At 73.2% G+C, this 23869-nt stretch carries 27 protein-coding genes, 1 tRNA gene and 1 pseudogene; 14 read left to right on the top strand and 15 right to left on the bottom strand.

The annotated features are described in order from the left end of the window. Position 1 precedes the first annotated feature (1 nt). Positions 2-949: an aldo/keto reductase gene (locus PO879_RS07975; protein ID WP_278237370.1), complete on the bottom strand. Its 948-nt coding sequence runs from the start codon at positions 947-949 to the stop codon at positions 2-4. A gap of 70 nt (positions 950-1019) precedes the next feature. Here PO879_RS07975 and PO879_RS07970 point away from each other — a divergent pair, with 70 nt between their 5' ends. After that, positions 1020-2369 (top strand): carboxylesterase family protein, encoded by a 1350-nt coding sequence (locus PO879_RS07970; protein WP_278237369.1) that lies wholly within the window; start codon positions 1020-1022, stop codon positions 2367-2369. Between the two features lie 259 nt (positions 2370-2628). Further along, entirely contained in the window at positions 2629-3693 is a 1065-nt protein-coding gene (locus PO879_RS07965) for an IS110 family transposase (RefSeq protein WP_278237368.1), read from the top strand. 19 nt (positions 3694-3712) lie between these two features. On the opposite strand, the gene PO879_RS07960 is transcribed toward PO879_RS07965, so the two are convergent. From PO879_RS07960 to PO879_RS07950, 3 genes are read right to left on the bottom strand one after another with little or no spacing between them, the layout of a single operon-like run. Further along, the gene (locus PO879_RS07960; RefSeq protein WP_278237367.1) at positions 3713-4531 is read right to left on the bottom strand and encodes a carbohydrate ABC transporter permease; all 819 of its coding nucleotides are present in this window, start codon (positions 4529-4531) and stop codon (positions 3713-3715) included. Between the two features lie 8 nt (positions 4532-4539). Beyond that, positions 4540-5499, bottom strand: coding sequence for a sugar ABC transporter permease (locus tag PO879_RS07955; protein WP_278237366.1), 960 nt, complete (start codon positions 5497-5499; stop codon positions 4540-4542). A gap of 52 nt (positions 5500-5551) precedes the next feature. Next, entirely contained in the window at positions 5552-6763 is a 1212-nt protein-coding gene (locus PO879_RS07950; protein ID WP_278237365.1) for an extracellular solute-binding protein, read from the bottom strand. A gap of 179 nt (positions 6764-6942) precedes the next feature. Between PO879_RS07950 and PO879_RS07945 the strand changes: the two genes are divergently transcribed. The 4 genes from PO879_RS07945 to PO879_RS07930 are packed head-to-tail and all read left to right on the top strand — an operon-like array spanning position 6943 to position 11767. Continuing rightward, positions 6943-7944 carry a LacI family DNA-binding transcriptional regulator gene (locus PO879_RS07945; RefSeq protein WP_278237488.1) on the top strand — a complete coding sequence of 334 codons (1002 nt, stop codon included), beginning with the start codon at positions 6943-6945 and terminating at the stop codon, positions 7942-7944. 43 nt (positions 7945-7987) lie between these two features. Beyond that, complete coding sequence (gene yicI, locus PO879_RS07940; RefSeq protein ID WP_278237364.1) at positions 7988-10306, top strand: alpha-xylosidase; 2319 nt, start codon at positions 7988-7990, stop codon at positions 10304-10306. Further along, the gene (locus PO879_RS07935; protein ID WP_278237363.1) at positions 10303-11235 is read left to right on the top strand and encodes an NAD(P)-dependent oxidoreductase; all 933 of its coding nucleotides are present in this window, start codon (positions 10303-10305) and stop codon (positions 11233-11235) included. Before yicI ends, PO879_RS07935 begins: the two co-directional genes overlap by 4 nt. A 1-nt stretch (position 11236) precedes the next feature. Next, positions 11237-11767, top strand: a complete 531-nt coding sequence (locus PO879_RS07930) for a gluconokinase (protein WP_278237362.1) — start codon at positions 11237-11239, stop codon at positions 11765-11767. A 16-nt stretch (positions 11768-11783) separates the two neighbouring features. On the opposite strand, the gene PO879_RS07925 is transcribed toward PO879_RS07930, so the two are convergent. Continuing rightward, positions 11784-12389 carry a DUF998 domain-containing protein gene (locus PO879_RS07925; RefSeq protein ID WP_278237361.1) on the bottom strand — a complete coding sequence of 202 codons (606 nt, stop codon included), beginning with the start codon at positions 12387-12389 and terminating at the stop codon, positions 11784-11786. A 185-nt stretch (positions 12390-12574) separates the two neighbouring features. On the opposite strand from PO879_RS07925, the gene PO879_RS07920 reads away from it, so the two are divergent. The 3 genes from PO879_RS07920 to PO879_RS07910 all read left to right on the top strand — a co-directional run bounded on the left by PO879_RS07920 (position 12575) and on the right by PO879_RS07910 (position 14693). Next, positions 12575-12874, top strand: coding sequence for a hypothetical protein (locus PO879_RS07920; RefSeq protein ID WP_278237360.1), 300 nt, complete (start codon positions 12575-12577; stop codon positions 12872-12874). A gap of 97 nt (positions 12875-12971) precedes the next feature. Next, a complete protein-coding gene (locus PO879_RS07915) occupies positions 12972-13400 on the top strand; it encodes a hypothetical protein (protein WP_278237359.1) in 429 nt (142 codons plus the stop codon). A gap of 141 nt (positions 13401-13541) precedes the next feature. After that, positions 13542-14693 (top strand): hypothetical protein, encoded by a 1152-nt coding sequence (locus tag PO879_RS07910; RefSeq protein WP_278237358.1) that lies wholly within the window; start codon positions 13542-13544, stop codon positions 14691-14693. A 10-nt stretch (positions 14694-14703) separates the two neighbouring features. On the opposite strand, the gene PO879_RS07905 is transcribed toward PO879_RS07910, so the two are convergent. The 4 genes and pseudogenes from PO879_RS07905 to PO879_RS07890 form a co-directional block, all read right to left on the bottom strand. Further along, on the bottom strand, positions 14704-15219 hold the full coding sequence (locus tag PO879_RS07905) for an alpha/beta hydrolase (protein ID WP_278237357.1): 516 nt from the start codon (positions 15217-15219) through the stop codon (positions 14704-14706). Between the two features lie 443 nt (positions 15220-15662). Continuing rightward, positions 15663-15794, bottom strand: a pseudogene (locus PO879_RS07900) (winged helix-turn-helix domain-containing protein); the annotation flags it as partial. A 177-nt stretch (positions 15795-15971) separates the two neighbouring features. Continuing rightward, complete coding sequence (locus tag PO879_RS07895; protein ID WP_278237356.1) at positions 15972-16340, bottom strand: DUF2200 domain-containing protein; 369 nt, start codon at positions 16338-16340, stop codon at positions 15972-15974. A 70-nt stretch (positions 16341-16410) separates the two neighbouring features. Then, the gene (locus PO879_RS07890; protein WP_278237355.1) at positions 16411-16815 is read right to left on the bottom strand and encodes a hypothetical protein; all 405 of its coding nucleotides are present in this window, start codon (positions 16813-16815) and stop codon (positions 16411-16413) included. A 302-nt stretch (positions 16816-17117) separates the two neighbouring features. On the opposite strand from PO879_RS07890, the gene PO879_RS07885 reads away from it, so the two are divergent. Then, positions 17118-17960, top strand: a complete 843-nt coding sequence (locus PO879_RS07885) for a hypothetical protein (protein ID WP_278237354.1) — start codon at positions 17118-17120, stop codon at positions 17958-17960. A gap of 18 nt (positions 17961-17978) precedes the next feature. On the opposite strand, the gene PO879_RS07880 is transcribed toward PO879_RS07885, so the two are convergent. The 4 genes from PO879_RS07880 to PO879_RS07865 all read right to left on the bottom strand — a co-directional run bounded on the left by PO879_RS07880 (position 17979) and on the right by PO879_RS07865 (position 20312). After that, positions 17979-18269, bottom strand: coding sequence for a DUF1905 domain-containing protein (locus PO879_RS07880; RefSeq protein ID WP_278237353.1), 291 nt, complete (start codon positions 18267-18269; stop codon positions 17979-17981). A 78-nt stretch (positions 18270-18347) separates the two neighbouring features. Further along, complete coding sequence (locus tag PO879_RS07875) at positions 18348-19022, bottom strand: SDR family NAD(P)-dependent oxidoreductase (protein WP_278237352.1); 675 nt, start codon at positions 19020-19022, stop codon at positions 18348-18350. A gap of 91 nt (positions 19023-19113) precedes the next feature. Beyond that, positions 19114-19827 carry a BTAD domain-containing putative transcriptional regulator gene (locus PO879_RS07870; protein ID WP_278237351.1) on the bottom strand — a complete coding sequence of 238 codons (714 nt, stop codon included), beginning with the start codon at positions 19825-19827 and terminating at the stop codon, positions 19114-19116. Between the two features lie 137 nt (positions 19828-19964). Then, positions 19965-20312 carry a YbaY family lipoprotein gene (locus PO879_RS07865; RefSeq protein ID WP_278237350.1) on the bottom strand — a complete coding sequence of 116 codons (348 nt, stop codon included), beginning with the start codon at positions 20310-20312 and terminating at the stop codon, positions 19965-19967. A gap of 113 nt (positions 20313-20425) precedes the next feature. Between PO879_RS07865 and legP the strand changes: the two genes are divergently transcribed. The 4 genes from legP to PO879_RS07845 all read left to right on the top strand — a co-directional run bounded on the left by legP (position 20426) and on the right by PO879_RS07845 (position 22641). Next, positions 20426-21469 (top strand): Dot/Icm T4SS effector Zinc-dependent metalloprotease LegP, encoded by a 1044-nt coding sequence (gene legP, locus PO879_RS07860; RefSeq protein ID WP_278237349.1) that lies wholly within the window; start codon positions 20426-20428, stop codon positions 21467-21469. 37 nt (positions 21470-21506) lie between these two features. Next, a complete protein-coding gene (locus PO879_RS07855) occupies positions 21507-21719 on the top strand; it encodes a hypothetical protein (protein ID WP_278237348.1) in 213 nt (70 codons plus the stop codon). Between the two features lie 13 nt (positions 21720-21732). Further along, positions 21733-22032 carry a hypothetical protein gene (locus PO879_RS07850; RefSeq protein ID WP_278237347.1) on the top strand — a complete coding sequence of 100 codons (300 nt, stop codon included), beginning with the start codon at positions 21733-21735 and terminating at the stop codon, positions 22030-22032. A gap of 207 nt (positions 22033-22239) precedes the next feature. Then, positions 22240-22641, top strand: a complete 402-nt coding sequence (locus PO879_RS07845; RefSeq protein ID WP_278237346.1) for a hypothetical protein — start codon at positions 22240-22242, stop codon at positions 22639-22641. Positions 22642-22895: 254 nt separating this feature from the next. Here the strand turns inward: PO879_RS07845 and PO879_RS07840 are convergent, their stop codons facing one another. After that, positions 22896-23342, bottom strand: coding sequence for a group I intron-associated PD-(D/E)XK endonuclease (locus tag PO879_RS07840; protein ID WP_278237345.1), 447 nt, complete (start codon positions 23340-23342; stop codon positions 22896-22898). A gap of 367 nt (positions 23343-23709) precedes the next feature. After that, a tRNA-Pro gene (locus PO879_RS07835) sits at positions 23710-23783 on the bottom strand. Positions 23784-23869 lie beyond the last annotated feature (86 nt).

Here is a 23869-nt window from a genome sequence, read left to right as displayed (position 1 = left end):
CTCAGGCGGAGGCGTCGGTGAGCCGGTCGACCTCGGCCGCGGAGAGCTCGAGCGTCATCGAGGTCAGCAGCGCGTCGAGCTGGTCGGTGCGGCGCGCGCTGGCGATCGGGGCCACGACGGTCGGCTGCGCGCGCAGCCAGGCGAGCGCCACGGACGCGAGGGGCGCGTCGTGCGCGGCGGCGACCTCGTCGAGGGCGTCCAGCACCCGGCGGCCGCGGTCGTCGAGGTAGCGCGCCGCGCCCTGCGCCCGCGGGCTGTCGGGTGCGACCCCGTCGCGGTAGCTGCCGGTGAGGAAGCCGGACGCCAGCGCGTAGTACGGCAGCACGCCCAGGCCGTGCCGCAGCGCGGCTCCCTGGACGGCTTCCTCGAAGCCCCGCTCGACGAGGTTGTAGTGCGGCTGCAGGGCGACCGGGCGGTGCAGCCCGTCGGCCTCGACCGCGGCGAACCACTCGTCGATCCGCTCGGCGCTGTAGTTCGAGATCCCGATCTCGCGGACCAGGCCGTCGTCGACGAGGCGGGAGAACGCGGCAGCGGTCTCCGCCACCGGGGTGTCGGCGTCGTCGAAGTGCGCGTAGTACAGGTCGATGCGGTCGGTGCCCAGACGCCGCAGGGACGCCTCGGCCGCGGCGCGGACGTTCGCCGCGGACAGCCCGGGGTACTCGGGGTGCTGGGAGACCTTGGTGGCGATCTGTACGTCGTCACGGCGCCCGCCGCGCGCGAGCCAGCGCCCGATGGTCGTCTCGCTCTCACCCCCGGAGTTTCCGGGGACCCAGGCCGAGTAGACGTCGGCGGAGTCGATCATCCGCCCGCCGGCCGCCACGAAGGCGTCCAGCACGGAGAAGGAGGCGTCGTCGTCGGCCGTCCAGCCGAAGACGTTCCCGCCGAGCGCCAGGGGCGCCGCGGACAGGTCGAGGGAACCGAGCTGTGCTGAGATCGTCGACTGCGTCATACGGGCGACAATCGAGACAGGGCCGTGGGAATTCCCGGCCCGGCGGCACCGGACGGGAGGCGAGGACGGGATGACCCAGGAGACCACGACGGCGTCCGGCGCGGGGCCACGCGACGGCGCGACACGCGTCGTGCAGGCGCCGGGGGGTCGGTTCGTGGCCCACGTCGGCCCCGACGTGCTGCGCGCCGGCGGGATCCGCTACGCCCGGGCCGCACGCTTCGACGCACCCGCGGACGAGCCACCGGCCGCGGGCCCCGTCGACGCGACCGGCTTCGCGCCGTCGTGCCCGCAGAATCACGACCCGGCCGGGCTCGACGTCTTCGGCCCGGGCTCCGCGCGACCGCTGCCGCCGTCCGAGGACTGCCTGCGGCTGACCGTCACCGCACCCGTCGACGTCGACCCGGGCGAGAACCTGCCCGTCGTGGTCTGGATCCACGGCGGGTCGTACGTGTCCGGCGCCGGGGACGCGATCAGCTACGACCCGACCCTGCTGGTGCGCGAGCAACGCGTCGTCGTGGTCGCCGTGACGTACCGGCTCGGCGTGCTGGGGTTCCTCGGCGACGCCGAGCGTCCGGCGAACCTCGGTCTGCTGGACATGCTGGCCGCGCTGCGCTGGGTGTCGCGCAACGTGGCCGCGTTCGGGGGCGACCCCGGGCGCGTGACGGCGATGGGCGAGTCCGCGGGCGCGGACGCGATCGCGCACCTGATGGTCGCCGACGGCGCGGCGGGGCTCTTCCGGCGGGCGATCGTGCAGAGCCCGCCGCTGGGGATCTCCCGCCACCGCGCGGCCATGGCGGCGACCCTGGCCGCGGAGGTGCGCACGGTCCGCGACGACGCACCCCTGGAGGACCTGCTCGCCGCCCAGCACCGCGCCGCGCGTCGCGTGCTGCCCCGCTACGGGCTGCGCGCGGCGATGCCGTTCGGCGCGCAGTACGGGTTCGCTCCCCTGCCGCCGGAGGACCACCTGGCCTCCGCCTGGTCGCGGGTCGCCCCGCAGGTCGAGGTCCTGGCGGGGACCAACGCCCGCGAGGCCGCGCTGTTCGTCGACGGGGCCCTGCCCCGGCCGCTCGTCCCGGGCCTGGGTCGCGGGCTGCGCGAGGCGGCGGTGCACGAGCTGACCCGCACGGTGTACGGCCGAGCGGTGGACCGGTTCGTCCAGCGCCACCGCCGCGCCGGGGGCAGGGCGGCGCGGTACACCTACCTCGGCGGCGACGCGCACCACCCGCTCCGGGCGGCGCACGCCACCGAGCTGCCGCTGCTGCTCGGCGACCCCGACGGCTGGCGCGGGGTGCCGGTGGTGGCGGGCCGCTCCGACGCGGAGCTCCTCGACACCGGGCGGACGCTGCGCGCCGCCTGGGCCGAGTTCGCCCGCTCGGGCCGTCCTCCCACCGACGTCCCCGCGCTGCTGCGCGTCGACTGACTGTGAGGATCGCGTTCGCAGCCTGATGGTGCTGGGCTGTGGATCGGTGGTCTTGAGCGTGACCCTTCGACTGACTGGTCTCGTGCCTTTCACACGACTTGTCCGCTCGAGGCTGCCGGCCCCGGCCCGGTCGGAGTGACTGGCCTGATCAGGAGCTTGACCGTCGGGCGTTCGCGGCGCCCGACGTGTCCCGTCACAGTCCTGCCGATTCTCCGTCCCGGACCGGACCCACGTCCCGTCCCGGCTAAGGAGAGAACGCATGACCAGTCTGACCGATCTACGCGAGGTGGTCGATGTCGTCATCGGCGTCGACACCCACGTCCTGACCCACAGTGCTGCCGCCATCGACGCCCGCACCGGTGGCGTCCTGGGCGAGGTGACGGTCGAGGCCACCGCCGAGGGATACGCCCGACTCATCGAGCTCGCCGACTCGGCCGGCATGCTGCGCGTGTGGGCCATCGAGGGCACCGGCGGCGGCCACGGCGCCGGCCTGACCCGCTACCTGGAACGGCGCCAAGAGGTCGTCGTCGAGCTCGACCGTCCCGAACGGGCACGACGCCGCAACGGTGCCAAGTCCGACCCCCTGGACGCGATCCGCGCGGCCCGCGAGGCACTGGCACGCACCCGCCTGGGCACGCCACGAGCCGCCGGGGACCGCCAGGCGCTGTCGGTACTGATGGCCGCCCGCCGTTCCGCGGTCGCGGCCGGCACCGACGCGCAACGGCAGGTGTTCAGCCTGGTCATCGCCGCGCCCGAACCACTGCGCGCCCGGCTGCGCGGCCAGAAGCCGCCTCAGATGCTCACCACCGCGGCCGCGCTACGGGTTCACGCGTCCTGGGACCGGGAGACCATCGCGACGGTGACCGTGCTGCGATCCCTGGCCCGCCGAGCCCGTGCACTGGCCGACGAGGCCGCCATCCACGAGAAAGCGATCCTGGCGATCGTCCGGTCCTGGCGCCCCGACCTCCTGGACCAGCCCGGCATCGGCCCGATCGTGGCAGCGACCGTGCTGTGTGCCTGGTCCCACCCAGGACGCATCCACTCCGAAGCCGCGTTCGCGATGCTCGCCGGCGTCGCCCCGATCCCCGCCACCAGCGGACGAGTCACCAACCGACACCGACTCAACCGCTACGGCGACCGACAGCTCAACCGCGCGTTGCACACCATCGCACTCTCGCGGCTGCGCTACGACGACCGCAGCCGCCAGTACGCCCAGCGCCGGACCTCCGAAGGCAAGACCCCCCGGGAGATCCGACGCTGCCTCAAGCGCTACATCGCCCGCGACCTCTACCGACTACTCGAAGCCGGACCCACCACCCCTTGACGAACCATAGGAGCGTCGACTACTTGACGGCCCCGCCCATCGCCCCGGCGGCGATGTACCGCTGGGCCAGCACGAGCAGCACGATCGCCGGGATCGACGACAGCACGGCGGTCGCCATGACGGGTCCCCAGCTCTGCACGTTGCCCTGCAGGTAGTCGTAGATGCCGAGGGTCACCGGCTTGATGTCCGCGCCCGTGGTCAGCGTCAGGCCGAACATGAAGTCGCTCCAGGCGAACAGGAAGCAGAACAGCCCGGCGGTGATGAGGGAGTTCTTGCTCACCGGCACGATGATCGACCAGAAGGCCCGGAAGTGGCTCGCACCGTCGACCCGGGCCGCCTCGGTCAGCGCCGGCGGGATCGACCGCATGAAGGCGCTCATGATGAGGATCGCGAACGGGATGCCGTGGGTGGCGTTGGCCAGGACGAGCCCCGCGTAGGAGTTCAGCAGGCCGAGGTCGTTGAACAGCGTGTACAGCGAGTTCGCGATGACGATGCCGGGGATCATCTGGGCCAGCAGCAGCGCGAACAGGAAGACCCCCAGACCGCGCAGCCGGAACCGGGACACGGCGTAGGCGGCCGGCGTGGCGACGGCCAGGGAGACCGCCACGGCGCCGAGCGCCACGACGATGCTGGTGAGCAGGTTGCCGGTCTGGTCCTCGATCGCGGTGCGGTAGCCGTCGAACGTGACGTCGGTGGGCAGGAACGTGCTGCTGGCCGCGGTGCTGCCGCCCTGCAGCGAGACGTTCACCATCCAGTAGACCGGGAACAGCATGAAGGCCAGGAGCACGATCCCCAGGATCGTGTGCGGCAGCGTGCGGGAGGTGGTCGTCGGCGACATCTCGAACCTCACTCATCCTCGGCGCGGCGGTTGGCGCGCAGGTAGACGACGGCGAACACCAGGGAGATCACGATGAGGACGTTGCTCACCGCGGCCCCGGTGCCGAAGGAGAACTCCTGGAACGAACGCCGGTAGGAGTCGGTGGCGAGCGTCTGCGTGGCGTTCGCCGGTCCCCCGCCCGTGAGTCCCAGGATGATGTCGAGCACCTTGAGCGTGTAGATCACGCCCAGCACGAGCACGACGTTGACGACGGGGCGCAGGCTCGGCCACGTGATGTGCCGGAAGGCCTTCCAGCCCGTGGCGCCGTCGAGGGCACCGGCTTCGTAGAGCTCGTCGGGGATGTTCTGCAGCCCGCTGTACAGCAGCGTCATGTTGAACGGGATGCCGACCCAGACGTTCACGAGGATCACCGCGACCAGCGCGATGTCCGGGCTGGTCAGCCAGCGCACGGGGTCGTCGATGATCCCGACGCCCTGCAGGGTCTGGTTGAGGATGCCGCCGTCCTGGTCGAGGATCCAGCGCCACACGGCGCTGCCGGCGATCATCGGCAGCAGCCACGGCAGGAGCAGCAGCGACCGCAGCACGTTGCTCAGCGGGAACCGGCGCTTGAAGAACAGCGCGAACAGCAGGCCGATGACGAACTGCCCGGCGATGGACCCCAGCGTGAACAGCACCGTGTTGACCACGGTGGTCTGGAAGATCCCGCTCGAGACGACCTCGGCGTAGTTCGCCAGACCGACCCAGGGCGCCTCGCCGGTGACGAACGTGCGCACCGAGTAGTCCTGGAACCCCATGACGAGGTTCTTGACGATCGGGTAGCCGAAGAAGACCAGCACGTAGGCGATCGCGGGCACGAGGAAGAGCCACTGGGCGGTGAGCTCGCGCCGTCGGGCGCGCCGGCGTGTCGGTGGGGCGGACCGCGGCGGCGCGCTGGCGCCCGTCGGTCCGGCGGCGAGGGTCGTGGTCATCGTCGTCCGTCCTCTCGATCGGTCGGGGTCGGCCCGGGGCGTGCGGGGCGCATCAGTCCTGCCCCGCGACGCGCTCGAGCGCTTCCGCCGGGGACTCGGTGTCGGTCAGGGCGAGCTGTTCGGCGGTGTAGATCTGGGTGGCGGCGCGCGGCCAGTCGGGGCCCAGCAGGGCCGTGCGGGCGCGGGCGGTCTGCACGGTGTCGACGAACGTGGCCACGGTCGGGTTCGTCCGTGCGGCCTCCGCCGCGACCGCGCTGTCGGCCGGCACGGCCCCGCGGCCGGTGGCCATCGTCAGCTGGTTCTCCCCGCCGACGACGCAGTCGACGAACTCACCGGCCCGGGCCATCTTGTCCGGGTCGCCGGTGTCGGGGACCGTGAAGGCCTCGCCGCCGAGGGGCGCCACGAGCGTGTCGCCGGGTGCGGGGACCGGCAGCGGGACCGAGTCGTACTCGAGCCCCTCGGCGGCCTCGAGGCTGGGCATGTTCCACGGGCCGTTGACCATCATCGCGGCGTTGCCGGCGAGGAACTGGTCGTTGACGTCGTTCTGCGACCAGTTGACGACGCTGGCGGACGCCGAGCCGTCGGCGACCAGCGCGTCGACGAGCTCGAGCGCCTGCACCGCCTCGGGCGAGTCCAGGTCGCCCTCGGTGGCGCCGTTGCTCCACAGGAACGGCAGGAGCTGCCAGGTGCCCTCGAACGAGTTGGTCGCGCTGAACGCGATGCCGTACCGGTCCTCGGTGGTCAGCTCGGCGGCGGCCGCACGCAGCTGCTCCCACGTCTGCGGGGGCTCGAGGCCGGCCTCGGTCAGGGCCTCGGCGTCGTAGAACAGTCCGATGCTGTTGACCACCGGGGCGATGCCGTACAGCGCACCGTCGTAGGTCCCGGCGTCGATCACGCCCTGCGGGAACCCGTCGCCGGTGATGCCGTAGTCGCCCAGCGGGCTCAGCGCGCCGGACGAGGCGATCTGCTGCACGTCCGGGTTGTCGAGCATGAGCACGTCGGGCAGCGTGCGCGAGGACGCCTGCTGGAGCACGGTGGCGATGAGCCCGGAGCCGGCCACGTGGTTGGCCCGGACCTGCATGCCCACCTCGGCGGCGCAGGCGTCGTAGATCTCCTCGTAGATGGGCGCGCTGGTCGCCGACATGGTGTCGGTCACGACCAGCGTGTCGGCGTCGGCCCGGCCCTGGTCGGCACAGGCCGACAGGCTCAGGACGACGGCGGCGGCGGCCGACGCCGCACCGACGGCGGTGTGGGTTCGTCGCACGGTCGAAGCTCCTTCGCTCGGTGTGGTGCTGGGGGCGGGTGACGACCCGCGTCGCATCAAAGCGCTTTACCGCCGACACCGTACCCCGGGTCAAAGCGCTTTACCAACCCCCGGTCGGTGTGTGATCATCGGATCGCACACCGCACCGACGACCTCCGGAGGAAGCCCACGTGGTGACCATGCAGGACGTGGCCGACCGGGCCGGCGTCTCCCTGACGACGGTCTCGTTCGTCGTCAACGGCACCAAGCCGGTCGCCGAGCGGACGCGGGCGCGGGTGCAGGCGGCCATGGCCGACCTCGGCTACCGTCGCAACGTCGTGGCCCGTGCGCTGGCGAGCCAGCGGACCCGGATCGTGGCGCTCGTGTTCCCGGCGCTCGAGCACGGCCTCGGCGGCGCGGCCCTGAGCATCGTCACCGCGGCGGCCTCGGCCGCCACCCGGCGGGGCTTCAACGTCGTGCTGTGGCCCGTCACGGGCGCCGACCAGCTCGAGGACTACGTCTCGGGGGGCCTCGCCGACGGCGTGCTCCTCATGGAGGTCACCGCGCAGGACCCGCGCGTGGAGGTGCTGCAGCGCCGCGCCGTCCCGTTCGGGCTCATCGGTCGCACCGAGGACGTCGAGGGTCTGTCGTACGTCGACATGGACTTCGACGCCATGCTCGCCACCGGTCTCGACCACCTCGTCGGACTCGGCCACGAGCGGGTCGCGCTCTTCGTCGGGGACCTCGGCCCCACGGCTCCGGCGGGCTACGGTCCGGTCGCCCGCACGGAGGCCGCCTACCTGCACGAGACCGCCGCGCGCGGGCTCGAGCCCGTCGTGGTCCGCGGCGCCCAGGACCCCCGCTCCGGTCACCGCACCGCCGACGAGCTGCTCGCCCGTCACCCCGAGGTCACGGCCGTGCTGGCCCTCAACGAGGCCGCGCTGTCAGGTTTCGTCAACGGGCTCGTGGCCGGTGGACGCTCGGTCCCCGACGACGTCTCCGTGCTCGGCGTCGCCACCTCCGCCGAGGCCGTCTCCACCGCCGACCCGCCGGTCTCGGCCGTCGTCGCCCCCGGGCACGACCTGGGCAGCCGCAGCGTCGACGCCCTGATCGACCGCCTCGCCGAGCCGACGGCGCCCCCGCTGCAGCTCCTGCTCGACGGCGAGCTCCAGCCGGCCGGCTCCACCGCCGCACCGCGCTGACGCGCTCGGCCCACCACCACGCACCACCACTGGGAAGGTCCCGATGAAGTTCACCGACGGTTTCTGGCACGCCCGCCGAGGGGTCGCCATCCACTACGCCCGCGAGGTCGACCGGATCACGGCCGCCGAGGGCGAGCTGCACGCCATCGCGCCGACGCGCGTCGTCCGAGACCGCGGCGACACCCTCAACACCCCGGTGCTCACGACGTCGGTGTCCGCCCCGATGGAGAACGTCATCCGGGTGCGCCACACCCACCACCGGGGTGCGGGCGAGCCGTTCCGCTTCGAGGTCGACGAGGTCGAGGGGGCAGGACGGGCCACCGTCGTCGACGGCGAGGGCACGCTCACCTCGGGCGAGCTCAGCGCCCGGCTCGCGGTCGGGAAGTCGTGGGAGCTCGACTTCCGTGCGGCGGGGCGCACGCTGACCCGCTCCGGCGGGAAGTCCGCCGCCTGGGTCGACGTCTCCCCCGACGCCGCGGTGGACCACGGCGCCGCGCAGCTCGAGCGCGAGGGCCGGACCAGCTACGTCTTCGACCAGCTCGACCTCGGCGTCGGCGAGCTCGTCTACGGTCTCGGCGAACGCTTCGGCCCGGTCGTCAAGAACGGCCAGACCGTCGACATCTGGAACGAGGACGGCGGGACGTCCAGCGAGCAGGCCTACAAGAACGTCCCGTTCTACCTCACCAACGCCGGCTACGGCGTCTTCGTCAACGACTCCGGGCACGTCTCCTACGAGGTGGGCTCCGAGGCCGTCGAGCGGGTGCAGTTCTCCGTGCCCGGCGAGACGCTGGAGTACTTCGTCATCTACGGCCCGGACCCGAAGACGATCCTCGAGCGGTACACGGCGCTCACCGGGCGCCCCGCCCGCGTCCCGGCATGGTCGTACGGCCTGTGGCTGTCGACGTCGTTCACCACCGACTACGACGAGGAGACCGTCGCCTCGTTCGTCGACGGCATGGCCGAGCGCGACATCCCGCTGAGCCTGTTCCACTTCGACTGCTTCTGGATGCGCGAGTTCACCTGGTGCGACTTCGAGTGGGACGAGCGGGTCTTCCCCGACCCCGACGGCATGCTGGCACGGCTGCACGACCGCGGGCTGCGGGTGTGCGTGTGGATCAACCCGTACATCGCCCAGCAGTCGCCGCTGTTCGACGAGGGCATGGCCGCCGGCTACCTGGTGCGGAACCGCGACGGCAGCGTCTGGCAGTGGGACCGCTGGCAGGCCGGCATGGCGCTGGTGGACTTCACCAACCCCGACGCCACGGCCTGGTACCAGGACAAGCTGCGCCGGCTCGTGCGGCAGGGCGTCGACGCCTTCAAGACCGACTTCGGCGAGCGCATCCCGACCCACGTGCAGTACTTCGACGGCTCCGACCCGGAGCGCATGCACAACTACTACACGCATCTGTACAACCAGGCGGTCCACGAGGTCCTCGCCGAGGAGCGCGGGGCCGACGACGCCGTGCTGTTCGCCCGCTCGGCCACCGCCGGCGGGCAGCAGTTCCCGGTGCACTGGGGCGGCGACAACACCGCCTCGTACGTCTCGATGGCCGAGTCCCTGCGCGGCGGGCTCTCCCTGGCCTGCAGCGGGTTCGGCTACTGGAGCCACGACATCGGCGGCTTCGAGATGACCCCGGACGCCGGCGTGTTCAAGCGCTGGGTGGCCTTCGGGCTGTTCTCCAGCCACTCGCGCCTGCACGGCAGCGGGTCCTACCGGGTGCCGTGGATGTTCGGCGAGGACGAGTCCGACCCGACCGGCGCCGTCGCCGTGACCCGGAAGTTCGCGCGGCTCAAGAACCGCCTGGCGCCCTACCTGGTCGCCACGGGCGAGGAGGCGCACCAGCGCGGGACGCCCATGATGCGACCGATGCTGCTGGAGTTCCCCGACGACCTCACGGTGGCGCACCTGGACCGGCAGTACATGCTCGGCGCCGACCTCCTCGTCGCCCCGGTCTTCAGCGCCGAGGGCCACGTGGACGTCTACCTGCCCGCGGGCGAGTGGGCCGGTCTGCTGACGGGCGAGCGCGTCCGCGGCGGCGGCTGGGTCCGCGAGCAGCACGACTTCGACTCCCTGCCGGTCTACCTGCGCCCCGGCGCCGTCGTCCCGCTCAGCCGGCACGAGGACCGCCCCGACGCCGACCACCTCGACGGGCTGACCCTGCTCGTCCACCCCGGCCCCGAGCCCGACTGGTCACGCACCGTCGAGGTCGCCGGACCGGACGGCGCGGCCGTGCCGTTCACCGTGGCCCGCGAGGGCGGCGTCGTGGTCGCCCGGTCGGCCCAGGACGCCTCCTGGTCGGTGCGAGTCGTCGGCGGCGAGACCGTCGGCGCCACCGGCGGGCGGGCGGAGGTGTCCGCATGAGCGCCCCGGGGACCGTGCCGGCCGTCAGCGCCGCCCCGGAGACGCCCGCGTGGGTCCCCGGTGCCGTCGCGGCGTCGGGCGCCCGCCTCGTCCCGCTCGGCACCGAGACCGAGGGCCTGCTCTGGTTCGGACCGCTCGGCGTCGACGGGTTGGGGCCGGCGTTGCGGTCCGCGCCCCGGGCACGCTGGGTGCAGCTCCCCTCCGCCGGCGTCGACGCCGCGCTCGACGCCGGGCTGATCGACGCCGACCGCACCTGGACCTCGGCCAAGGGATCGTTCGCCGAGCCCGTGGCCGAGCACGCCCTGGCCCTGACCCTCGCCGCGCTGCGGCGGCTGCCCGAACGCGCGCGGGCCCGGACCTGGGGCGTCGAGGCCGGGCTGTCGTTGTTCGACGCGCACGTGCTCGTCCTCGGCGCCGGCGGCATCGCCCGGACGTACCTGGAGCTGCTGGCACCGTTCCGGACCCGCAACGTCGTGGTCCGCCGGCGGCCCGACCCGGTACCGGGCGCCGACCGGGTCGTGACCGGCGAGGGCCTGATCGACGAGCTCGGACGGGCGGACGTCGTCGTGCTGGCCGCCGCGCTGACCGACCGGACCCGTGCGCTGCTCGGCGCCGACGAGCTGGCGGCGATGCGCCCCGGCGCGACGCTGGTCAACATCGCCCGCGGCGAGCTGGTCGACACCGACGCCCTCGTCGCGGCCCTGCGCTCCGGCCAGGTCGGGGCGGCCGCGCTCGACGTGACCGCTCCCGAGCCCTTGCCGGACGGACACCCCCTGTGGGAGCTGCCGACCGCTCTGGTGACCCCCCACACGGCCGACACGCCGGAGATGGTCGAGCCCCTGCTGCGCCGACGTGTCGAGGAGAACCTGCGGCGGTTCGTCGCCGGAGACACCCTCGAGGGCGTGGTCGACCCCACGACGGGGTACTGAGATGGTGCTCGGCCCTGTGCGCGGGGTCGTCGTCATGGGGGTGTCCGGCTGCGGCAAGTCGACCGTCGGTGCCCTGCTCGCGGCCCGGTGGAACGCACGGTTCGTGGACGCCGACGACCTGCACCCGGCGTCGAACGTCGCGAAGATGAGCGCCGGCGAGCCGCTGACCGACGCCGACCGTGCTCCGTGGCTCCGGCGGACCGGCGAGGTGATCGCCGAGGCGGCCGACGCCGGCCGGGCGGTCGTCGTAGCCTGCTCGGCGCTGCGCCGCACGTACCGCGACATGCTGCGCGACGGTGCGGGCGGCGACGTCGCGTTCGTCCACCTGACCGCGGACCGCGAGCTGATCGTGGAGCGGACGACCGCCCGGACCGACCACTTCATGCCCCCGGCGCTGCTCGACTCCCAGCTCGCCACCCTGGAGCCGCTCGCGTCCGACGAGACCGGCACGACCGTGGACGTCTCGTCCGCGCCGGAGACCGTGGTCGACCGGGTCGCGGCGTGGTCGGCACGGGTGCCCGGGGTCCGCTGAGGGTCGCGGCGGCTGGTCAGATCTCGCGGACGCGCCCCGGGGCGTCCGGGTGCGAGAGCCGCACCGCTTCGACGCCGTACCAGGTGAAGCCGATGACGAAGATCAGCCGCTCGGTGACTCCGGCACCCCCGGGCATCGTCTCCGCGGCCAGGGCGAGCACGGGCGCGCCGGCGAGCGCGACGACGTCCAGCACGGCGATCCGTCCGGGCCGGCGTCCTCGCTGGATGCGGACCCCGAGCACGCCCACGAAGAATGCCCCGACCGCGACGGTCGCGGCCCAGGTGTGCAGGGAGGCCTCGACGGTGTCCCCCGGCCCGCCGTACCAGGGGCTGGCCGAGAACACGGCGAGGCAGACCATGGCCGTGGCGTACACGGCGTGGGCGGCGCGGCCCACGGGCCCCCACGCCTCCCCCGCCCGTGCGGCCTCGACGAGCACCGCGAGACCGAGCAGCACGTACCCGGTGCGGGCGAGCCACGCCCCGGGCACGCCCTGGGCGCCGGCACGGCTCACCGGCTGCCGCAGCACCTCGTAGGAGTCGGGCAGCACGAGCGGTGCCAGTGCCAGGCACGTGGCGGCCACGGCGAGGAGCGCCAGCACGACGGCGGCAGTGGGTCGGCTCACGCCGACACGATCTCATCGTCCGTCCCGCCGGGCGCGTCGTCGCACCCCAGCGGGGTGCAGCCCCGGGGTGCCGCAGCCCGTCGACGAGCGTGCGACGGCGGACCTGCCTACCGTCGACGTGGCGGCGCGGGAGCGGGCTCGACGGCGAGGCCGCCCGGCCGCCACGACCCTCAGGGAGCTCTCCGATGAAGAAGATCGCTGTCGGTGCCGCCACGCTCGCCCTCCTCGCCGCCCCGCTGGCCGCCGCCCCGGCCGCCGCCGCCGGGCACGGGCCCCACCCGTCGTGCTGGGGCCAGGCCTCGGCCGTGTTCGCCCAGATGCAGATGATGGGCGAGCACTCGTCGAGCTTCCCGACCCCGCGGGTCGGGCTGCGCAACCTGGCCCGCGATCTCGCCGAGGTCGGTGCCATCGAGGACGACGGCATGGCCGACCTCGGTGTGTTCGTCGCCACGGAGCTCGGCCTCGAGATCGACGCCTGCCTGTGACTGACCTGCGGCGACGCCCGGGATCCGCCCGGAGACCGGGCGTCGCCGCGCTCCACGCACGACCGGTCGGCCCGGCGGGTGACCTACGCTCGGGACCATGGCCACCTTCTCCTCCGTCACGCGTACGCACGTGCTCTCGGCGATCGCCGAGCACGACGACCGGGGCGCCTCCGCGTTCCTGTCCGTCTACGGGTTCTCCCCGACGCCCGGCGTCACCCTGACGCACGACGGCGAGACCTACGACGCCACGGCGATCCTCGCCGTCGCGCACCGGTACGCCACCGGGCGGGCTGCCCTGCCCGAGGAGATGACCGGCGGCAAGGTCGCCGTCGGGACGCTGCTGGGCAAGCGCGGTTTCGACGTGGCCGGCGGGCGGCCGGCCGCGACGTCGGCGCGCCGCAGCACCACGAGGGCCCCGCGCGCCGCCACGCCTCGCAAGGCGCCCGAGCCGGAGAAGCCGACGCCCGTGTGCCCGTCGTGTTTCATGGCGCTGCCGGCCACCGGAGTCTGCGACAGCTGCGGCTGAGCTCCTCCCCTCAGGACCCCCTCAGCGCTCCCCCACCCGGTCACCAAGGAACGGGCCCCACGGCACTCCAGACTCGTGGACCGGCGACCCGCCCCACAGGTCCTGGTCGCCGTCCGACCGAACCTGACCCGAGGGAGCACCATGTCCGAGCCCAGCGCACGCGTCGACCGCCACCTGTTCGCGGTGCCGCGGGACTCACGGCCCGTCATGGATCTGCAGTACGCCGACGAGCACGTCGAGATCCTGGCCTGCCACCCCCTGTCCGACCTCGCCCAGGGCGACCATCTCGCCGTCGGCGTCGAGGCCTACGCCGTCGCCACCCGCAACCTGGTGGCCGAGCGCGACCCCGCCGGCTACTGGTGGGTCAACCAGATGGTGGAGGACGACGTCCGCCGGCTCGTCGAGGCCGGCGTCGAGCGGACCGTGCCGCTGTCCGGACCCCGGGACCGCGCCGCGCTCACCGCCCAGCACCCGGTGCTGGACCGGTGGTGGGGCGACTCCGCCGAGCCCGGGCGCGACGGCGCCGACTTCTGCTACATGCCGCGCTGGCGCGAGCACGTCCCGTCGGCACGGGCCCTGTGGCCGCTGCAGAACCCGGACGCTCCTCGGCTGTCCTTCGACCGCGGCGCTCTGCCCAGCGACGACGACTGGACCGTCTGGTCGCACGTGTCGGACGCCGTCGGGATCCGTTCGCGTGCCGCGGTCATGGCGGCGCTGCTCAGGACGCGGTTCGTGGGGCACGACTGGGCCTCGTGGGTCTCGCTGGCCGGCGGCGCCCTGCTGCCGGTGATGTCCTCGGCCGTGGCGTTGAGCGTCGCGGGCGTCGACGTGGACGTCGAGCTCTGGGACTCCGACCCGGAGGCGATGATGCTGGCCGAGACCCTGGCCGAGAAGCACGGGATGCTGGGGCACTTCGCGGTGCGGGGCGCGAACCTGTACGACCTGGCGGCCCTGGCTGACGGCGGACCCCGCTACGACATGGTCGACGTCCTCGGCTTCTTCGAGTACCTGCCCACCGAGGCCCTCCCGGGCCTGAGCGTGCCGACCGCCGGCGACTTCCTGTCCGCCGCGCTGTCCCTCGTCAAGCCCGGAGGCACCCTCGTGCTGGGCAACATGCTCAGCAGCCGTCCCCAGCTCGACTTCGTCACGCGCCTCGTGCAGTGGCCGTACATCCGTCCCCGCAGCCTCGACGAGCTGCTGGGCGTCATCCGTCGCGCCGGGGTCCACGACGACCAGATCACGCTGTACCTGCCCGACGACGGCGTGTACGCGGTCGCCACGATCGACGTCTGAGTCCGCGCGCCTACTCCGCCAGGAACGCGTCGATCCGGGCCAGGAAGTCCGGCCACGCCGGCTCCGCGGCACCGATCAGGTGGCTCGCGCTGTCCAGGAGGGCGAGCCGGCTGTCCGGGACGAGGGCGGCCAGCTCGCTCGCCTGCGAGGCGGGCACCCGCACGTCCCCGCGGGAGTGCAGGATCAGGGTCGGGCACCGCACCTGCGGCGCGCTGGCGGAGACGTCGAGGCTCCCGAACTCCTCGAGGAACCGCACCGCGTTGGCCGGTGACGTCGTCCGGCGCTGGAACTCGGTGAACTCGGCCCACTCCTCCGGCGTGCCGTCGGGCAGGAACTGCGAGGCGAAGACCCTCAGGAAGCTCGGGTCCTGACGGGCCCACCCCACACGAGCCAGGTCCAGGTCGAGGGCGGCCTCGGCGCGTTCGACCTCGTCGGCCGCCCGCACGCCGCGGCCGCGCGCGTAGGCGCCGGCCAGCACGAGGCGGCTGACCCGCTCGGGGTGCCGCGCGGCGTAGGCGATGGCCACGGCTCCGCCCTGGGACACGCCGAGCAGGGGGAAGCGCTCGAGGCCGCAGGCGTCGTCTCGAGGTCCCGGACCCACGCCTCGAGGCTGAAGTCGGGGACCTCCCAGTCCGAGAGTCCGCACCCCCGCTCGTCGTAGCGGATCAGGGTGCGGTTGCGGGCCAGCCCCTTGATCCAGTGCGACCACACGGGGGTGGACCACTCGAGGTCGAGATGGCTCATCCAGTTCGCCGCCTTGACCAGCGGCGCCCCGTCACCGATCGCGGCGTAGGCGATCCTCGTGCCGTCGCCGGCGCGGCAGCACCGGATCGACTGGTGCTCGGCTCCGACCGACGCCGCCGGCGTGGCCGGCTCCGCCCCGCCGTCCGGAACCCGGACTTCGCCGACGAACTGGTACCCGCGGCCGTGGGCCGTGCGGATCAGCCGCTGCTCGCCGCCGCTGTCACCGACGGCGGCGCGCGCGGCCCGCAGCGCCGTCGTCAGGGCGGCCTCGCTGACGAAGCGGCTGCCCCACACCGAGTCCAGCAGCTCGTGCTTGGCCACCACCCGCTCCCGGCGTGCGACGAGGTACAGCAGCACGTCGAAGACCCGGGGCTCGACGCGGACCGGCGCGCCGTCGCGGCGCAGCTCGTAGCGGGCGGCGTCGAGCTCGAACTCCTCGAACCGGTAGGTCTCGGCGGGCACGGCGTGATGCTAGCCGCGCGAGCGGAGCCGTGCCGGACCTGCGGCCCGGCCGACGGCGCGTCGCCGCGGGTTTCACCCGGTGGTGCGAGCCGGTTCGCGCAGGATCGACGACATCTTCTTGCCGCGTGCCACCTCGTCGACGAGCTTGTCCAGGTAGCGGATCTTCTGCATCAGCGGGTCGTCGATCTCCTCGACCCGGTGCCCGCAGATCACGCCCGTGATGAGCACGGCGTGCGGGTTCATCCGCGGCGCGCGGTCGAAGAACGTGGCCATGTCGGTCTCGTCGTCGAGCACCCGCTGCAGCCCGGCGTCGTCGTAGCCCGTCAGCCAGGTGATGACCTGGTGCAGCTCGGCGACGGTGTGCCCCTTGCGCTCGACCTTCGCCACGTAGTGGGGATAGATGCTCGCGAAGCTCATGGTGAAGATCCGGTGGCCGGTCATGGGGACCATGATGCCCGACGACGCCGTGCGGCCGGGGTCGCCACGGTTCACCCGCTCCGCCACACGGTCCTCAGACGCCCCCGGAGCGCTCCTCAGACCAGGTGTCGAGGCTGGTGAGGTCCGGGGGAACCGCTCCGGACGCGGACACCAGCGGCCATCCGCCGCGGAACGGGACACCTCCATGGCACGCACCACCCACGAAGCACCGGGAAGCACCGCGATCGTCGTCGGCGCCGGCATGGCCGGACTGCTGGCCGCGCGGGCGCTGAGCGAGCACGTCGACTCCGTCGTCGTGCTGGAGCGGGACGCCCTGTCCCCGACGCCGCGAGCGCGGCGCGGGGTCCCGCAGGGCCGCCACGCGCACGTGCTGCTCGCCGCCGGGCAGCAGGTGCTCGAGCGGTGGTTCCCCGGGCTCACCGGCGACCTCGTGGACCGGGGCGCGATCGCCGTCGACACCCGGGACCTCGTCTGGCACCAGGGCGGCGGGTACCGTGCTCGCTGCGACCTCGGTCGCCCCACGCTGACGATGACGCGTCCCCTGCTCGAGACGACGGTGCGGCAGCGCCTGCTCCGGCAGTGTCCCGGCGTCACGGTCGTCGACCGCACCCCGGTCGACGACCCGGTCGTCGAGGACGGCCGGGTGGTCGGCGTCGCGATCGGCTTCCGGGAGATGCGGGCCGACCTGGTGGTCGACTGCTCGGGCCGCAGCACCCAGATGCTCTCGGCGCTCGCCCGGGAGGTTTTCCGGAGCCCGACGTCTCGGCGATCCGGATCGACATGGCCTACCGCACCCGGGTGGTCGAACGGCACGACGGCACGATCGACGGCAGCGTCGCGGTCGCGATCGACGACCCCCGGCAGGGGCACCGGATGGGCGTGGCCCTGCCCGTCGAGCACGACCGGTGGATCGTCACCCTCGGGTCCTTCCACGGCGACCCCGCCCCGACGGACCCGGCGTCCTTCGAGGACGCCGCCCGCACGCTGCCCGCCCCGGAGCTCGCCGCGGTGCTCGCCTGCGGCGACGCGCAGGGCACCGTGCAGCGCTATCGCATGCCCACCAGCCGACGGCGGCACGTCGAGCGGGCCGGTCGTGTCGCGCCGGGCTTCGTCGTGCTCGGCGACGCCGTGTGCAGCGTCAACCCGGTCTACGGCCAGGGCATGACCTCGGCGGCACTCCAGGCCCTGGCGCTCGGCGAGTGCGTGGGCCGGTTCGGCCCGGCCTCGGACCGGCTGCCCGCGACGTTCTACCGCCGGGCCGCCCGGGTCGTCGACGTGCCGTGGCGCATCGCGGCGGGCGGCGACTTCGCCGACCCGCGCACCTCGGGGGCCAAGCCGGTCGGCACGGACCTGACGAACCGCTTCCTCGAGCGTGTCTTCCGCGCCTGCCACTCGTCGCCGGCGGTGGCCCGGCAGACCCAGCGCGTGCAGAACCTGCTCGACCCGCCGAGCTCGCTGCTGCGCCCGGACCGGCTGCTGCGGATCCTGCTGGCGGACCGGCGGGCGCGGGCGGCCGAGCGGCGGAGCGCCGTCGGCGCACTCTCGCGCGGGCCGGCGCTCGCCCCGCCGGAGTCGGTCGACCGCCACGCCGCCGAGCTGCACCGTCGGATGGTCCTGCGCTGACCTCCGGTCCGCGCGAGGTCAGCCGTGCCGCCGCGTCAGGCGCACCGTGACCGTGTCACCGACGTCCTTGCCGAGCCGCCGGCGCAGCCGCGCGTTCAGGGACAGCATCAGCTCGCCGCGACCGGTCGGCATGAGACCGATGTTCTCCAGCTCCACGTCGTCGACCGTGGCGTCGACCCGGACCGACCGTCCCGTCCCGAGGAGCTCGGCCGCACCCGCCAGCTCGACGCAGGGCCAGACGTCGCCGCGGACGTCCACCCCGATCGGCGCGGTGACGGTGTGGTCGAGGGCCGTGGGCGCTGTCGTCATGATTCCTCCGGTGCATCGGGGCGTCGTCGTGGTGACGGCTCCGCCCGGGAGAACTCATCGGTCCCATGGTCGGCGTGGCTACTCCCGTCCCTCCTCGAGCGGGATCAGCATCGTGCGGAACTCCCCCGGCGTGCTCGCGAGCTTCCAGACGCGCTCGGCCACGTCGTCGATGCCGTTCTCGAGCTGCAGCTTCGGGATCGCCCCCGGGATGACCAGCTGGGCGACGCGGATGCCCTCGTCGGCGAGCGCGTCGTGCAGCATCTCGCCGTACGCGCTCTCGGCGGGGAATGCCACGGAGGTCCCTGCGAACCCCGCCCGGGCCTTGACCGACGTGCCGCCGTTGATCAGCACGATGCTGCCCTCCCCCGCCCGGCGCATGCCGGGCAGGACGGCGCGGACCGCGCTGATGAGGCCGAGGGCAGAGAAGCTGAGCGCGTCGAGCGCCAGCTCCGGGGTGAGGTCCAGGACCGGCTTCAGGTACTCGCGCGCCGGCAGCGGGCTGTACTGCAGGGCGGTGATCTCGCCGAGGTCCTCGGCCGCGCGCCCGAGCGCCGCCTCGAGCGAGGCACCGTCGCGGACGTCGGCCGCGTAGCCCCGCGCCGTCACGCCCTCGGCGCCGAGCTCGGCCGCGAGCGCGTCGAGCTTCTGCTGGTCGCGCGAGACGAGGGCCACGGAGAACCCCTCCCGGCCGAAGCGCCGCGCCACGGCGGCTCCCAGGTTCGGACCTGCTCCGATGATGGCCATCGTCGGCATCGCGACCTCCTGAAGTGTCGGGGTGTTCCTCCGGGACCCTACTGCCGCCGACGAGGCAGGGCACGGTCAGCGGGCAGACCGGCACGACCCCTCAGACGGCGAGGAGCGTCGCCGTCTGCGGTGTCGGATCGACGCCGAGGGCGCGCTGCAGCGTGCGGCGGCACGCCGTGTAGGCGCGCCGCGCCTCGGCCACGTTGCCCTCGGCGAGGTGGATCGCGATGACGGTCCGGTGCGCGCTCTCGCGCAGGTCGTCGACGACCAGCGCCGCGAGCGCCGCCTCGATCGCCAGCCCGAACCGTCCGTGCCCGGCGAGGAGCGCGGCGCCGTTCTCCAGCAGGTGCAGCCGCACCTGCCGCAGTCGTTCACGCTCCTCGTCGAGCCACCGGTCCTCCCAGTCGGGCAGCAGCTCTCCCGCCGCGAGCGCGACCTCGGTCGCCGCGGCGACCCGCGCGGGTTCGTGGACCGAGTGCGCGGCGTCGGTCAGCCGGTGGACGTCGATCTCCGGGTCCAGCCCGAGGCCCACCGAGCACCCGGTGGTCTCGACCAGTCCCGGCAGGGCCTTGTTGGTCCGCCACAGGCAGGTGCGCAGGCTGGCCAGCGCGCGGTCCTCGGCGACGTCGCACCAGAGCCGGTCGGCCAGCCGGCGGCGACCGGTCCTGCCCTGCAGCGCCAGCACCGCGACCAGGCGCTGCGCCTGCACGGGCAGGTCGACGGGTCCGTCGGCGCACGTCACCGCGAACCCGCCGAGCAGCTGCACGCTGACCTCGCGCGAGCGGGACCCTGCCGGACGCGACGTCGTCTGCATCGCCTCTCACCACCCCGGGACGGACGGGCTCCGGAGCCGACGGCCCGGTGCCCTGTCAGAAGAGAGGTCCGCCGTCGCGCGGCTGATACGGCAGCAGGACGCGGAGCGTCGTGTCCCCAGCACCGGGTGGACGCGGGTCAGCCGGCGACCCGCCGCACCGGGACGTCCAGGGTCTGCTCGTCGGCGCCGAGGTCGAGGCCCACGTGCTGGACCGTCACCAGGTCACCGGGCGTGACGTCACCGGAGCCGTCGACGTCGACGTGCGCGGCCACGGCGCAGTCCGCGCGGGGATCGGGCGCGGTCAGGTCCAGGTCGACGACGACGCCGCCGTCGGGCCCGTCCACGGCGTCCACGTCCCGGGAGGTCTCGGCGAGGCGGACCGAGGACGCGTCGGCCCGGCTCACGTCGAGGACCCGCACCGTGACCGATGCACCCGGGGTCGGCACAGCACCGTCGGCGGCGAACACCCTGGCGTGGACCCTCATCGGCTGCCTCCGCTCCGGTGGTGACGACGGCGTGACGCCGCGGTGACGCCGCGTTCCTAGCGTACGAGCCAGTGGCACACGTCACAGGTGACGAGCGCGAAGGGAGACGGACCGTGACCGACGACAGCGCGGGGAGCGCGCAGCAGATGGAGGAGGACAACGTCGGACTCCTCGGCGGGGACGACGTCCGCACCGGCCTGGTGGTGCTGTCCAGCGGCGAGACCCGGGCCGTGCAGTACGCGGCGGTGGACGGCCTGGCCGTGTTCGAGGGCGACATCGTCCTCGGCACCGTCGACGAGATGGAGAGCGCCACGGCGCAGCTGTCCGGGCGCGCGCAGGCCGGCGACGACGTCGCCCACGGCGTGGTGCACCCCAGCCAGAGCCGACGCTGGCCGAACGCCCTGATGCCCTACGAGATCGACCCGGCGGTGACCAACGGCGAGGCACGGGTCGCGGCCGCGATCCAGCACTGGGAGCAGAACACCCACATGCGGTTCGTGCGCCGCACGTCGGCGAACGCCTCGCAGTATCCGAACTACGTGCGCGTGATCCGGGGGGACGGGTGCTGGTCCAAGGTCGGCATGCGCGGCGGAAAGCAGGAGCTCAGCCTGGCCGACGGCTGCGGCTTCGGAGCGGCGGTGCACGAGTTCGGCCACGCCTGGGGCATCTGGCACGAGCAGTCGCGGGAGGACCGCGACGGGTTCGTCACGATCCGCTGGGCGAACATCACCTCGGGCAAGGAGCACAACTTCAACCAGCACATCTCCGACGGCAACGACGTCGGGGCGTACGACTACGGCTCGATCATGCACTACGGCCGGTTCGCGTTCTCCAAGAACGGCCAGCCGACGATCACGCCCAAGCAGTCGGGCGTCACCATCGGGCAGCGCTCCGGGCTCTCGGCCGGGGACATCGCGACCGTGCACCACATGTACCGCGTGTGGCACACCCACATGAACGTGGCGCAGACCTACGCCACCAGCGGCAGCAAGAACGCCTGGGTCAACCTCGTCGGCATGGGCTGGCGACGCATCGACCCGAACGCGTCCGACGGCGTGACGGACGTGTTCGCCCAGGCGGTCTGGGCGCGCGCCGAGGGGCGCAAGCTCACCGTCTACGCCGACGGCCGGCACATCTACCGCGCCTACATGCTCTAGCGACCTCTAGCGAACTCTAGCGACAAGGAGAAGAACGATGTGGACCGTGATCAACCAGACCTACGCCACCAGCGGCAGCAAGAACGCGTGGGCCCACCTCAAGAAGAACAACACCGGGTGGCGCAGGATCAAGCCCAGCTCGTCCGACGGCGTGACGAACGTGTTCCTGATGCTGGTGGCGGCGAAGGCCAGCGGCAAGCAGGCCCACGTCGTCCAGGACGGGGACAAGATCACCAAGGCCTACTTCTGAGGAGTCGAGTGCGGTGAACGACGACATCACCATCACCATCACGGTCGGCCGGTCCGGCTCCTTCGGCGGCTCGACGACGGTCTCGACCCAGGACGCCGACGAGGCGGCGCCGCCCGAGGGGCTGGTCCTGGCCGACGACGGGACCTCCGACGCGCAGGACGACGCCCCGCCGGAGGACGTCGGCGTTCCCGACGACGCGCAGGCGAGCTCGGACGACGAGGCGCCTCCCGAGGATCTCGGGTCCGCCGGATCCGACGCCGCCATCGTGGCGGACGCCGACGCGCCGCCCGAGGACGTCGGCAGCCCGTCGTAGGTGCCGGACCCGTCCCGCGCCGGGGGCGGTCCCCCGCGTCCCGGGGGGCCGCCCCCGGCGTGCGGTCCGGAGGCGCACCGGGTGAACGTGCCCTCGGGCACACCTTGTCACCCGGTGCGCTGATGCGTTCTGCGACAGCGCGAGGACACAATGGCGGCGGATCGCCACGTCGCGATCTCGAGAGGTTCTCGACAAGGTCAACAGATCGTGGTGATAGAAGGATTCTGCCTGAAGATCCAGCGCACACTCGCGGGCGCCGCCGTCGCCACCCTCGCGACGCTGGGCGTCGCGGGTACCGCCCACGCCGCCGACGACAGCACCACCGTTCCCGGCCAGCAGGGACGCGACGGCACCGTCGACGGCGTCGACGAGCTCGACCCGGACACCGTGGTCACCTGCGACTACCAGGTGATCTACCGCGGCGACTTCGGCGACGACCCCAGCCTCGACGACGGATGGATCAAGAACAACATCCGCTGCGACGACGGAACGACGTACAACAGCACCTACGTCAGGTCCGAGGTCCCGCGCTACACCGGCGAGCACCCCATCTGGGGCAGCTGGGACATCGAGGTCAGCACCGTCTCCGGGACGGGCAACACCGTCTGACCGAGACCCGCGGCCGTCACGACACCGAGGCCGCCCACCGGACCATCGTCCGGCGGGCGGTCTCTCGCGGTCGGGCTGACGGTGTCCAGTCTCAGGACATCCCGGACACGCTGTCGCGGGTGTGATCCCGGACAACGCGGCCGGTGGTGGGGTGTCAACCGCCCTGGGGTTGATGGAGGCTCTGGTGTGCCCCGGCTGCCGCGGGCCCTGCCGGGCACGGTGGTGCGCACCTCCGCTCCCCCGTCGCACCATCGTCACGTCGCATCGGGCGCCGGGAGCTGCAGGAGCCGATGGTCCTCATAGGCGCTGAGATGGATGGCGTGCATGCCTCGGACAGCTTCGATCGGCACCAGGTAGTACCGCAGGTCGCCGTCGATGATGAAGAAGTCGTCGATCTCGTCGGGTGAGTAGACCTTCCGGTCGCTCCCGCCGGACGACAGGAAGACCTGCCACGTCGAGCCGCTCCGGGTGACTGTCGTCTTGACCTGGATGCGCCTGACGCGTCCGGCGACGTCGACGACGAGGTCGTAGCGACAGGGCTCCAGGGGCCAGCACACGTCCTTCCCGCACAGGGTGAACCATGCCGCGGCGAGCTGCGGTCCGGCGCGGTGCAGGTTCGCCACGTACCGGCGCAGCCGGCGGCGGCGCCGGTACGTGGCCCGGGAACGACGAGCCGACATCGAGGCCGAGGCGCGCCGCATGGCGCTTGACCACCGCGACACGGGAGCCTCCCCGTAGACCCAGCCGACGGGCAGCGTCCTCCCAGTCGGTGGCCCCGACGAGCGCTTGCTTCAGCTCGGCGTCGGTCCAGCGGCGAGACCCGGTGAAGTGGCCGTAGTCCAGCCCCAGACGATCGGCGTGCGCGCGGACCGAGCGGATCGCCGACGCCGACGTCGCGCTGAGGCCGAGGATGCGCAGCGTCCCGCGCCACGACGTCCCCGCCGAGACGGCGTGCTCGAGCTGCTCGTCCGAGTACCGCCGCTGAGCCGCCATGGGTGGAACGCTAGAAGGTGCCCCCGACGTACGACGAGGGCCTCGAGCACGTTGCTCGAGACCCTCGCGTGCATGTCGGGCTGACAGGATTCGAACCTGCGACCCCACGACCCCCAGTCGTGTGCGCTACCAAACTGCGCCACAGCCCGTCCGGCCCCCACCACCGCGACGATGCGCGGAAGGACGGCCGGTGCGGCCCCGCAGGGCCGACCGAAATACTACCCCAGACCGGGCA

This window comes from Isoptericola sp. AK164 (genome assembly GCF_029643425.1).
GTDB classification, from domain to species: Bacteria; Actinomycetota; Actinomycetes; order Actinomycetales; family Cellulomonadaceae; genus Isoptericola; species Isoptericola haloaureus.
This window is presented reverse-complemented; position numbering and strand designations above follow the sequence as displayed.

Excerpts from the sequence above, each read along its gene's own strand:
- PO879_RS07915 (WP_278237359.1), top strand. The coding sequence starts at position 12,972 with ATGGCCACCTTCTCCTCCGTCACGCGTACGCACGTGCTCTCGGCGATC.
- PO879_RS07870 (WP_278237351.1), bottom strand. The coding sequence starts at position 19,827 with ATGCAGACGACGTCGCGTCCGGCAGGGTCCCGCTCGCGCGAGGTCAGC.
- PO879_RS07910 (WP_278237358.1), top strand. The coding sequence starts at position 13,542 with ATGTCCGAGCCCAGCGCACGCGTCGACCGCCACCTGTTCGCGGTGCCG.
- PO879_RS07955 (WP_278237366.1), bottom strand. The coding sequence starts at position 5,499 with ATGACCACGACCCTCGCCGCCGGACCGACGGGCGCCAGCGCGCCGCCG.
- PO879_RS07945 (WP_278237488.1), top strand. The coding sequence starts at position 6,943 with ATGCAGGACGTGGCCGACCGGGCCGGCGTCTCCCTGACGACGGTCTCG.
- PO879_RS07880 (WP_278237353.1), bottom strand. The coding sequence starts at position 18,269 with ATGACGACAGCGCCCACGGCCCTCGACCACACCGTCACCGCGCCGATC.
- PO879_RS07920 (WP_278237360.1), top strand. The coding sequence starts at position 12,575 with ATGAAGAAGATCGCTGTCGGTGCCGCCACGCTCGCCCTCCTCGCCGCC.
- PO879_RS07965 (WP_278237368.1), top strand. The coding sequence starts at position 2,629 with ATGACCAGTCTGACCGATCTACGCGAGGTGGTCGATGTCGTCATCGGC.
- PO879_RS07885 (WP_278237354.1), top strand. The coding sequence starts at position 17,118 with ATGGCCTACCGCACCCGGGTGGTCGAACGGCACGACGGCACGATCGAC.
- PO879_RS07970 (WP_278237369.1), top strand. The coding sequence starts at position 1,020 with ATGACCCAGGAGACCACGACGGCGTCCGGCGCGGGGCCACGCGACGGC.
- yicI (WP_278237364.1), top strand. The coding sequence starts at position 7,988 with ATGAAGTTCACCGACGGTTTCTGGCACGCCCGCCGAGGGGTCGCCATC.
- PO879_RS07895 (WP_278237356.1), bottom strand. The coding sequence starts at position 16,340 with ATGACCGGCCACCGGATCTTCACCATGAGCTTCGCGAGCATCTATCCC.
- PO879_RS07975 (WP_278237370.1), bottom strand. The coding sequence starts at position 949 with ATGACGCAGTCGACGATCTCAGCACAGCTCGGTTCCCTCGACCTGTCC.
- PO879_RS07840 (WP_278237345.1), bottom strand. The coding sequence starts at position 23,342 with ATGCGGCGCGCCTCGGCCTCGATGTCGGCTCGTCGTTCCCGGGCCACG.
- PO879_RS07855 (WP_278237348.1), top strand. The coding sequence starts at position 21,507 with ATGTGGACCGTGATCAACCAGACCTACGCCACCAGCGGCAGCAAGAAC.
- PO879_RS07875 (WP_278237352.1), bottom strand. The coding sequence starts at position 19,022 with ATGCCGACGATGGCCATCATCGGAGCAGGTCCGAACCTGGGAGCCGCC.
- PO879_RS07935 (WP_278237363.1), top strand. The coding sequence starts at position 10,303 with ATGAGCGCCCCGGGGACCGTGCCGGCCGTCAGCGCCGCCCCGGAGACG.
- PO879_RS07865 (WP_278237350.1), bottom strand. The coding sequence starts at position 20,312 with ATGAGGGTCCACGCCAGGGTGTTCGCCGCCGACGGTGCTGTGCCGACC.
- PO879_RS07960 (WP_278237367.1), bottom strand. The coding sequence starts at position 4,531 with ATGTCGCCGACGACCACCTCCCGCACGCTGCCGCACACGATCCTGGGG.
- PO879_RS07930 (WP_278237362.1), top strand. The coding sequence starts at position 11,237 with ATGGTGCTCGGCCCTGTGCGCGGGGTCGTCGTCATGGGGGTGTCCGGC.